The sequence below is a fragment of the Anaerococcus sp. genome (assembly GCF_022770135.1).
GTDB lineage: Bacteria > Bacillota > Clostridia > Tissierellales > Peptoniphilaceae > Anaerococcus.
In genome coordinates this window covers 1-10948 of record NZ_JALEIL010000018.1, presented here as the reverse complement: position 1 = coordinate 10948, position 10948 = coordinate 1, and the positions used below count along the sequence as shown (strand labels likewise).

Below are 10948 nucleotides of genomic sequence, written 5' to 3'. Positions count from 1 at the left end.
TAGTAGCCCAAATGACTAATGAAGACATAGACCTAGCAGCAAGTCGTGGCCAAAAAATCCTAGAAGAAACAGGCTACGGTGACATAGGGCTTATCATAAACGAACTAGCAAAAATGTATCCAGGCTCATCTACAATGTATCTTGGTGAATAATTTTATAAATTAATTTGTAAAATCCCAGCCAATATAGGTTGGGATTTTTACCGTTTATACTAATCTTAAATTAAAAATAAATAAGGCAGCACATAGATTTTAAAAACTAATAATTTCATCCATTTGCTTATGTAAAACAAGAAATATCTTAACTATAAAGAACTTATAAAATAACTTACTAGGACTGGTTCATAGATTGTCATTTAAAGAGATTTTAGTACAAAACCATTATGCTTCTGCTTATGATTATAAGTATTGGATTCATTTCTAAAATTCTTGTAAATATACTGAAAGAAAGCTATTTAATTATTTTAATTTATATAAAATTTAGAGAAAAAAACTCAAGGATAAGTTATCCTATCCTTTGAATCTATGTTGTTGGTTGTTGTTTGCCAACAACATTTAATTAATAGACAATGAGTTTAAGTTATTACATATTTATGGATTTGTCTAATTAAGTTAATAATTATTTTTATATTCCAAAAGATCCCAATAAAATACCAACTACTGCACCAACTCCTATTATTTTTACCATATCTACTTTCTTTATATATAATAAAAATCCAACTACAAATCCCATGATTCCTATAAAATCAGGCTTTGCTATCTTTTCTATGTACATTGAAGAATACATCATTGATAAAGTAGCGGTAGCAATTAATCCGACAACTCCTGGCCTTAATGCTCCAAGCATTTTATCAAATACAAGAATTTTTTTTCCAGAAAAAACCATTCTCCCTAAAATTAACATCAATATTATTTGAGGAGTTACTACTCCCAATGTTGCAAAAATTGCTCCAGGTATGGACCCCATCTTGGTTCCTACGAAGGAGGCAGCGTTTACAGCTATTGGTCCTGGAGTTAATTGTGATAGGGTTACCACATCAATCATTTCAGTTATAGATAACCATTTAGTATTATTTACAATAATTTCCTGAATCATTGGTAGGGATGCATATCCACCACCAAACGCTAACAATCCAATTACAAAAAAAGCCTTATACAAATTAAATAAAATCATTTCGGACTCATCCTTCCTGTACTGAATACAATTATTCCTAAAATAGCTAAGGTTAGAATTATAAATCCTACATTGATGCTTGTAAAATATCCAATAACAAAACTAGATAACATAACAGCTAAAGAAAAGTATTTATTTATCTTTAAGGCTTCTTTAGCTAGATCGTAAGTAGTTAGCAATAAGACTGCGCTTATAACTCCACTCATTCCTCTTAAAGCTACCCTTATCCAAAAGTTATCATATACTTTTTCATAGAATAAATATACTATGCTTATCACAAAAAGAGGTGGTGTAAATGAAGCGATTGCTCCAATAAGAGCTCCTTTTTTTCCTAAAATTTTATATCCTGTAAGAAGACTTGTGCTAACCGCTAAAGCTCCAGGACCGCTTTGAGCTAAAGCCATAATATCAAGCATATCACTAGTTTCTATCAATTTCTTTTTTTTGCAAAACTCATCTTTTATTACTGGTGCTATTGTGTAGCCACCACCAAATGTTATTAAATTTATTTTAAATAAAGTTTTAAAGAGCTGCCAACATGATATCATTTATCAACCTATATTTCCTCATCACTTACGTATGTTATTATATTTTCTGGTAATAGTTTTGCAGATTTCTTTGATAATATCAAAGTGGTATCTGGATGTTTTTGCAAAATGCTTGCCGGTACATCTTCTGTTATAGGTCCTAAGACTGTATCATAAATAGCTTGAGCTTTAGACTCATAGAAAGCTAATAAGATTATTTTCTTACAATCCATTATAGACTTAATTCCCATTGTAAATGCTGATCTTGGGACTTCATCAATAGAATTAAACAGTTGACTATTAAATTTTATAGTTGACTCGTCCAAGTATGAAATATGGGTTGTGCTATCGAAGGATGTCCCTGGTTCGTTAAACGCAATATGTCCATCGACTCCTATTCCTAGGATTTGTAAGTCTATTGGATTTTCTTCTAAAATTTCGTCGTATTCTCTTATAACTTCTTCAGGATCTCCCATACCATCCGGAAGGTAAGATTTTTTAAATGGCTTTTCATTAAATAAATGTCTATTCATAAAGTAATGATAACTCTGGTTATGATCATTGGAAAGTCCTATATATTCATCGAGATTTATTGATATCTTATCAGTAAAATCGACATCGCTTTCTCTTAATAATCTATATGTTTCTTCTGGAGCAATACCTGTAGCAAATCCAAAAACTTTTCCACCATTCTCATTTACATCTCTAATAATTTTATAAGCTAATTTACTTCCGCTTGGATTACCTTCTGTAACTAAGATTTTCATTTATTTCCTTCTTTCTTTTCTATCTTAAATTCGATGATGCTATTTTTCTTATAGTTAAAGATTCACCTCTTATAGCTATAGATAGCTCCATTATATTCCTGTATGGGGCAAGTCCTGAATACCCATGATCGCCTATATGAAAAATATCAAATCCAACCATCTTATTAACTATAGCCAAGTGCCTAATTGTTTCTACGCTAGATGATTCTTGACTTGTACCTATAGCACTCATCGCTAAAGCTTTTTTAGAATGTATAAGATCTACAAGTTCTTTTAAATAATCAGGAGTGATTCCCGGGAACGTGCCTGCAGCTGGCAAAAGTATTACATCTGCTCCTTTGTCAATAAATTCTACCACATTTTTTTGTCTATAATGTCTTCGCCAATACCAGAATTATGCATTTTCCCAGCAATTATTATTCCATCAAAATACTTCCTAGCCAATTCTATACTTTCTTTTATTGCTTCATTGCTAACGCCAGTACTTGGGTTTCCCGTTAGACATATTATATCAAAGCCAAGATTACTAGCTAGCTCTATTGTTTCTCTTGAGCAAATTCTACCTTTTGAAATCTTATCTCTATTCTCTAGAGTAGAGACCTTTATATCCACAGGTTCAAGATTTATCCCTATTGGTCTTTTTGTAAGCTTTCTTAGTTCAAACACATAATTATCTACAGGATATTCTATTCCCATAACTTTAGGTGAAAATACATCAAAACAATTTAGTAATATTAAATCTGCTCCAAATGCCCTTGCCACTTCGCTATTCGTAATCATAGGCTGAACCTGCGTTATACTAACATTGTTTTCCGATAAAATTGTCCTTCCTTCACTAATTCTTATAGCTTGAAGCAAGTCTTCCCTACTCATAGAAAGTATTTCATTACTTGTTGCATCTAAGAGTCTCTTCATAACTCTTCCCTTTCATATCTCTTGATTCCATTTAGGTATGTGCTCATTAGATTTAAATCTTCATCTAAGACAATAAAATCAGCATCTCTTCCATAGTGAATCTTTCCACATATGTCATCTATACCAACTGATTTTGCAGCTACTAAAGATGCCATTCTCAATGCTTTATCATATGATACTAGTCCCCAGTCAACAACATTTTTCACTCCATCTTTTAACTCTAATATTGAGCCTGCTAGTGTGTCTGTTCCTTTCAATTTTGCTGTTCCATCTTTTACTATAACATCAAAATCTCCTAGGGACGATTCTCCTTCACCCATTCCTCCAGCGCGCATGCAGTCAGTTATAAGAACAACTTCATCTTCACTTCTTGCCCTAATTAAAGCATTTATAGAAAACGGGTGATTATGATGACCATCACAAATAGCTTCTGCATAGACATGATCCAGACTGAAAGCTGCTCCAACCATGTTTGGATGTCTATGAACCATATTACTCATAGCATTAAAAGTGTGTACAAAAATATTAGCACCAGCATCTACCGCTCTTCTAGCTTGTTCAAAACTTGCATCACTATGACCTAAAGCCACATAAATATGATTATCTCTCGCCCAAGCTATAAATTCTTCACTTCCTTCAAGCTCTGGAGCTATGGCGATTTTTCTTATCATATGATTTGAACTTTCATTCCAAATTCTAAGTTTCTCTATTGTTGGATTGCCCATATATTTGGGATTCTGAGCTCCTTTGAATTTTTCTGAAAAGAATGGCCCTTCCAAAAATATACCCTGAATCTTCGCCCCATTTACTTTTTTATAATTTTCTCCTATCATCTTTACAATTTCATTAGTTTTTTCAAAACTATCTGTTAATGTCGTAGGCAAGAAGCTTGTTACCCCACAAGATAAGAGTTTTTCACTCATTGTTTCTAGTCCAATAAAATCATTATCCATGACATCATAAGATGAAAATCCATGAATATGAGTATCAACTAACCCTGGAGCAACTGTGTAGTCGGAATAATCTATAACTTCCCCAGTTTTAGGTTTAATCTTTAAGATATCACCAAACTTTCCATCATCTTGAATTTTTAAATAACAATTCTTTTCAACTCTATCTTCTAATATTATATTCTTAGCTTTTATATAATAAGTCACTTTATTACCTTCCTAGATATTATAAGATACATATGGATAAGGAGAGTAGTCTACTATTGGTCTACACCATGATAGATAAGCATCCGTTACACCGTTTCCTTCTTCATTTATAAATTCAATAGGCATCTTCTTTTCAGCAAGCATACCTGGATTAATTGGTATTATCGGATATGAAATTTTGTAATCAGTAACAGATTCCCTTACTATTCCAACCATAACACCTGTTTGATTATTTAAAGATGCAGTTGCTGCTTTTTCTCCAACTATTATAGCTTCTTTAAGATCTACATCTGACCTTATCGAAATATTAGATCTTCCAATAAGCCCTGGTTTCTCACTTCTAGCTTTGATACCTAATTTTTTAATTACACTTTCAGCTAGATATGAACTTACATCTCCATAATAGACAGATCTACCAGATTTGAAAATAGGTTTTACTATTGGTTCTTTATCAAGTCCAACAAGACCTTCACTTACTACGACTACTATTCCTCTTTTTTTACTCCATAACTGTCGTATCTTTTCAAGAAAAGACTTCTCATCAAAAGCATGTTCTGGTGTATAAATTAAATCAGGTCCGTTGCAAAATTGTGATTTTGCAAGTGCAGATGCGCCTGCAAGCCATCCCGCATTTCTTCCCATAGTTTCTACTATACATACATGAATCGGAAGAGATTTTACATCTACGCAAATCTCGGCAACACTACTTGCTATAAACTTTCCACAAGATCCAAAACCAGGACTATGATCAATATTAGCTATATCATTATCCATGGTTTTAGGGATACCAATAACATTTATATCATAGCCCTTACAATACTCTGCCAATTTTGCGCAAGTATTCATAGTTCCATTTCCGCCATTTAGAAATATAGTATCTATATGTTGTTCTTTTAATTTTTTAGATATTTTTTCATAATCTTCATTATAAAGAGGATATCTTGATGAACCTATAGCACTTGCTGGTGTATACAATAGATTTTCTAATTCAAATTTATTTACTTTCGCAAAATCTATGTATCTTTTATTATAAATTGCCTCAATGCCTCCCAAAGCTCCGTAAATATGTGCATCCTTGTCTTCTTTCTTAAGCCTTGTGACAAGTCCATATAAAGATGCATTAATTACAGGAGTTGGTCCTCCACCATGAACAATCAAATAATTCATAACTATCTATATCCTTCGTAATCAGGTGTTTCTGGATATGGATCATTCTCCATCATTAGGTGCACAGCTCCTAATTTAAATGTTTGAGGTAAGGCTAATATTCTAGGATTTTTTCCTACAATCTTTCTTGCATCTTCTAAAGCCTCTTCAAAACTAGCTCTAGTTTTAAGCCCCATAGCTCTAGCGTATCCTGGATCTTGGGCACCGACAACATATATTGCTGCACATTCTTTTTCAGCAATATGCGCAGATGACATCATGCTAAATCCATGAAATGGATGGAAGGCATTAGCAAATCTATATTTTCTTATATATTCTTGATTAGTTGCAAAATATTCTCCTAGTCTGTTCATATCTGGTAGGGTTTGCATATGATTTGATTTAAATATATCAAATAGTTCTCTCAAGTAAGGCCAACGCATATCATTAAAATATCCATTACAAATTGACGAGCAAATTATTACACAGTTATCCGCCATAACTCTTTTATGCCTTACAACCTGTGCAGAAATTGCCTGCATTAACATTATTGGATTTGTTCCCATTCCGTCACCATAATGAAAATCTTGAGGCAAACCAAATACCATAACATTGTATTTTTCCTTTGCAAAAGGAACATAGGTTCTTATATTTGCTACTTTCCAGCAAGATTCTTGAACTGCTGCAGCTGTACCGCTATGGATTTCAATTTGTCTAGATTTAGTATCGAGTACTGCATCACAGCAAAAGAAATGATGTCCCATTGCTTTTTCCATATGGTGGCCTATTTCATCAAATTTATGTCTCATCATGGAGTTGTTATTTACAGGAGTAAAATCATGTCTGTGCATAACATTTGGAACGTGGTGGCTTGCGATTGAAGTCCAGTGGTTGAGTCCTGTAGAACAATGTTTGTAACCGCCAGAATATCCTCCATATGGATTTCCTTGTGAGTGACCTATCATTATTGCTATATCACTTTCATAGACATACTTATTTAACCAAACATCATCTCCTCTTTCTTCAGTCTTTCCAAGATAGATCATATGATCATAGTCTTCGCTGTCATGGTTTATTATCTGATTTGTATGCCAAAAACTAGAAAATATTTCTTTTCCTAATATTTTATATATTTCTTCTTTAGTATTTTTAGCATGAAGTCCATTGGAACAAATCAAAAGTATATTTTCTTTTTTTACTCCCGCTTCTTTCAATTCATCTAAGATAAGTCTGATTGACATTTTTCTATGGCTTGTTTCTTGAAGTCCGCCTTTTACTATATCTGGAAATATAATAGTTACTTTTTTACTAGAATCTGCCATTTCAGATAGTGTTTTTATATTTCCTTCTGGATTTCTAAGAGAATTTAAATAAGCCTCTTCTAATTTATCTTCTGGTATGTAATCCGGATCTTTGATAGTTTCTCCCGGAATGAAGACATCTGTATTGTCTGGTAGATTTGCAGACATTAGACCTTGTCCATACTCGAATTCTAGTTTCATAGTTAATTCTCCTTACATAAGTAATTCTCAATTATTTCAATATACTGATCTGGGTAAAAACCTATATCTCCACTAAAGCAAGTAAGTGCTATTAGTCCCCCATCTAGGGACTTGATATTAGATAAATCCTTAGCGTTATCTTTTTTAAGTCCTCCCCCATATAATACTTCCAATTGTGGTTTTATTGATTTTATATAGTCTACAACTTCTTTTATCTCATCTGAGCTTGGAGGGGTTTTTCCTGGGCCAATTGCCCAAACTGGTTCGTAAGCAATCAAAACCTTATCCATATCAACATCTAAAAGTCCAATCTCTAGCTGATTCTTTAGTACCTCTTTCCATCTTTCTTTCTCTTCAGAAGTCTCTCCTATGCAGTAAAGTACTTTTAAACCTGCTTCACAAGCTCTTTTTATTCTTTCATTCAATATTATATTTACACTTGATATATTGTTTGATTCTGCCTTGGTTAATATATTTTTTAAGCCAATTCTTTCTTCCAAGTGCCCAATTATAACGGAGTCTACACCAACTTGTTTCATTGAGTTGGCCGTTCTTTGGCTTGTAAAAGCACCGAAATTCCCCCCAACAGATGAATCAAGTTCGTATACACCCTGACATCCTATAGATACAACAACATCATCATATTTTCTAGCTTCAATACTATTAAATAAATGTATTTCTGGAAAATACATACTAAATTCTACATCGTAGTTTTCTTTTAATTCCTTTAGTCTTTCCTCTGTTTTTTCTATAATATCCTTAGACCATAATCTTATATCTGAACTTGGGTTAACCCCGCCGTATTTTTTTCCTATATCAAATCTTTTTAAATTTAAGTGTATGTGTTTCAAAACTATTACTCATTTCTTGTTTTAGATTTTTCCTAAAGAATTAAACTCAACTATTATTTGGGACATTATCTCATATACAGCTTTTTTAATTGCATCCTTTATGCATTTATCTTTATCAGAAAATCCTTCTATTGCTTCATTCATAAACGGTTTCAAGCTACTTCTAGGGTCGAAATCCCCTCTATTATCCATAAGATATTCATAAACAAATTTATAATATTTGTTTAACTTATAACTTTCATCTTTCTCAAACATTTCAAGTAAGTTTCTTGTAGTTGCCATTCTTATATCGGTATCTATATTAATCTTGTTGATTCCACTTCTAATCGCCTTCTTGATTTGCTCTATCTTAATTCCTTCAGTATTTTCGATATCCATTCCATATTTTGATAGATCCTTTACCAAATATCTTGGAATAGTTGAAGATCCATGAGATACAATCTGACAATCAACATTATTGAATAAAAATAATTCTCTTATAGCTATTACTATTTCGGTACTTAAATTTACATCTTTACCCTTATTTGAACCATGTTTAGTTCCATAGGATATAGCTAAATAATCAATTTTAGTCTTTTCTGCAAATTCTAGAGCTTGTATAGGGTTTGTATAAGTTGAACTTTCAGCCCTAACATCATCCTCAACTCCAGCTAAAACTCCAAGTTCCCCCTCAACACTAACATCATATTTTTTAGCATATTCGACTACTTCTATAGTATTAGTTATGTTCTCTTCAAAGCTAAGGGAAGAGCCATCATACATTACAGAAGTAAAACCAGCATCAACGCAAGCCTTGCATACTTCGAAATTCCTACCATGATCAAGATGGAGAGCTATTGGAATTTTTGTATCTTTAGCTTTATTAATCACGTAATCAGCTACTAATTTTGCTCCTCTTTTTTTATCTTCTATAGTGCTATTTTTAAAGTCGTAAACTCCAGCAAAAAAACCTAAAGCAGGATCTGCTACTTGAATTAACAAGGGTGCATGCATAATTTCGTGAATTTCTATTGCCGCATCAATTTGATCAACAAAATTTACATTAAAGGCCGCTTGTCCATATTTAAATTTTTCCGCGTTTTTTAATAAATATTTTCCATTTACTAAGGGCATTTTTGTCTCCATATTTCTTCTTTGTTTGTATTTATAAAGAGAGCTATTAACTCTCTTTATAATCTGTTATTTTAAAGCTTCTTCCATTAAATCAAACCTAACGTATTCTTCAACCGGTCTTTCCTCGATAGCCTCCTCTGAGTCTGTAAACATCTTTTGTTGTCTTTCGTAATAATCTTTGATAGTACCATCTTCTAATCCTGATTTAATATCAGTTGCAGAAAACCATTTTGCATCTGAAGTTTCAATCATAGATTTTTCCTTATCTTTTCCTGCTTGTTTAGCATAAAGTTCTACTGCGTAGTCCCAATTTTCCTTTTGTGAAGCAAACTCCATTGCTTTATAAATTGCTCTAGAGAATCTAAGCACAATGTCGCGATTTTCTTCTACATATTTTGGCAACGCTATAAATGAGGACATATTAACTGAATCTGTAGAAAATTCTATTTGTTTAGAACCTTCAACATTTTCAAGGATTTGTGAATCGTATGGATTCCATGCTGTACAAGCATCAACAGCCCCTGACATCATTGCTGCTACCATGTTTGTAGCATCCATTTCATATGGTTCAATATCATCCATTGTTATACCAGCTTTAGCTAAAGCTCCTTGAAGAGCTGTTTCTGATGATGATTTTGCATTATATGCAATCTTTTTACCTTTAATATCTTCTATTTTTTCAATACCTTTATCTGGTAAAACTGTTATCTTGTCAGTATTATGAACTGATGAAGGTGCGATTATATCTGCCTTTCCTTGGATAGCGAGTTTGTGAGCGCCGTGGCCAATGTAAGCCAAATCAACACTTCCACCTTCCATTGCTGCAATCTCTGATGGACCATCCGCAAATTCTATAAGATTTACATCCAATCCTTCTTCCTCGAAAAATCCTTTGTCTACAGCGGTAACCAAATGCCACAAAGATGCATAGTTTGGCATATAAGCTACATTTAATTTCACAGTTTCTTTGTTGTCATCTTTTGCTTCACTCTTGTCTTCGTCTATACTTTCTTCTTTGCTAACCTCTGTAGTTTCTGATTTTTCTTCAGCAGTTTCATTTTTATTATTCCCGCCACAAGCTGTCAAAGATATTGCAAAAGTTGCAACTAGTAATAATCTAATTAGTTTTTTCATAATTTCCCCCAAATTTTATTTTTTAATTTCCAAAAATTCTTGGTATACTTCATCCCATATCATGTTTTTTAGCTCTACAAATCTAGGAGAAGTTTTTATATCTTGAGTTCTAGGATATGGTATATCTATATCAACCACCTTTTTAATCCTTCCAGGTCTAGCACTCATTATAACAACTCTCTGAGCTAATATAACCGCTTCATCTACGTCGTGAGTTATAAAGAAACAAGTCTTTTTTTCCCTTTGCCATGTGTCCAATAATTCCTGTTGAAGCTGAACTCTAGTTTGAGCATCCAAAGCTCCAAAAGGCTCATCCATCAATAAAATCTCTGGATTTACTGCATACGCTCTTGCAATTGCAACTCTTTGTTTCATTCCTCCTGATAATTCTTTAGGATATGCGTGTTCAAAGCCTTCAAGACCTACAGACTTTATATACTTCATAGCCCTATCTTCAGCTTCTTGCTTAGGAACATTTTGCATCTCCAAACCAAAGGTTACATTTCTTAAAACAGTTCTCCATGGGAAAAGGGCATATTGTTGAAATACTACTCCTCTTTCAACTCCTGTACCTTCAATCGGTTTTCCATCAAGATAAATATTTCCAGAAGTAGGATTATCAAGTCCTGCAATATTATTTAGCAGAGTAGACTTTCCACATCC

The 10948-nt window shown here is 33.0% G+C and carries 12 protein-coding genes; all 12 read right to left on the bottom strand.

Annotated elements, in window-relative coordinates:
- Positions 1-624: 624 nt before the first annotated feature.
- On the bottom strand, positions 625-1173 hold the full coding sequence (locus MRZ08_RS00635) for a chromate transporter (RefSeq protein WP_297378018.1): 549 nt from the start codon (positions 1171-1173) through the stop codon (positions 625-627).
- Positions 1170-1721 carry a chromate transporter gene (locus MRZ08_RS00630; RefSeq protein WP_297378015.1) on the bottom strand — a complete coding sequence of 184 codons (552 nt, stop codon included), beginning with the start codon at positions 1719-1721 and terminating at the stop codon, positions 1170-1172. The genes MRZ08_RS00635 and MRZ08_RS00630 overlap by 4 nt, the downstream gene beginning before the upstream one ends.
- Before the next feature lie 8 nt (positions 1722-1729).
- Positions 1730-2467, bottom strand: coding sequence for a glucosamine-6-phosphate deaminase (locus MRZ08_RS00625; protein ID WP_297378012.1), 738 nt, complete (start codon positions 2465-2467; stop codon positions 1730-1732).
- 19 nt (positions 2468-2486) lie between these two features.
- A complete protein-coding gene (locus tag MRZ08_RS00620; RefSeq protein ID WP_297378009.1) occupies positions 2487-2825 on the bottom strand; it encodes a hypothetical protein in 339 nt (112 codons plus the stop codon).
- Positions 2819-3382 carry a hypothetical protein gene (locus MRZ08_RS00615; protein WP_297378006.1) on the bottom strand — a complete coding sequence of 188 codons (564 nt, stop codon included), beginning with the start codon at positions 3380-3382 and terminating at the stop codon, positions 2819-2821. The genes MRZ08_RS00620 and MRZ08_RS00615 overlap by 7 nt, the downstream gene beginning before the upstream one ends.
- The gene (nagA, locus tag MRZ08_RS00610; RefSeq protein ID WP_297378003.1) at positions 3379-4539 is read right to left on the bottom strand and encodes an N-acetylglucosamine-6-phosphate deacetylase; all 1161 of its coding nucleotides are present in this window, start codon (positions 4537-4539) and stop codon (positions 3379-3381) included. The genes MRZ08_RS00615 and nagA overlap by 4 nt, the downstream gene beginning before the upstream one ends.
- Positions 4540-4551: 12 nt before the next feature.
- Complete coding sequence (locus MRZ08_RS00605) at positions 4552-5706, bottom strand: diphosphate--fructose-6-phosphate 1-phosphotransferase (RefSeq protein ID WP_297378000.1); 1155 nt, start codon at positions 5704-5706, stop codon at positions 4552-4554.
- 2 nt (positions 5707-5708) lie between these two features.
- Positions 5709-7187, bottom strand: coding sequence for a lactate racemase domain-containing protein (locus MRZ08_RS00600; protein ID WP_297377997.1), 1479 nt, complete (start codon positions 7185-7187; stop codon positions 5709-5711).
- Between the two features lie 2 nt (positions 7188-7189).
- Positions 7190-8038, bottom strand: a complete 849-nt coding sequence (locus MRZ08_RS00595; RefSeq protein WP_297377994.1) for a triose-phosphate isomerase family protein — start codon at positions 8036-8038, stop codon at positions 7190-7192.
- Positions 8039-8059: 21 nt separating this feature from the next.
- Positions 8060-9163 carry a class II fructose-bisphosphate aldolase gene (locus MRZ08_RS00590; protein ID WP_297377991.1) on the bottom strand — a complete coding sequence of 368 codons (1104 nt, stop codon included), beginning with the start codon at positions 9161-9163 and terminating at the stop codon, positions 8060-8062.
- A 54-nt stretch (positions 9164-9217) separates the two neighbouring features.
- Complete coding sequence (locus tag MRZ08_RS00585) at positions 9218-10285, bottom strand: ABC transporter substrate-binding protein (RefSeq protein ID WP_297377987.1); 1068 nt, start codon at positions 10283-10285, stop codon at positions 9218-9220.
- 15 nt (positions 10286-10300) lie between these two features.
- On the bottom strand, positions 10301-10948 hold a 648-nt coding region (locus MRZ08_RS00580), incomplete at its 5' end, for an ABC transporter ATP-binding protein (RefSeq protein WP_297377983.1).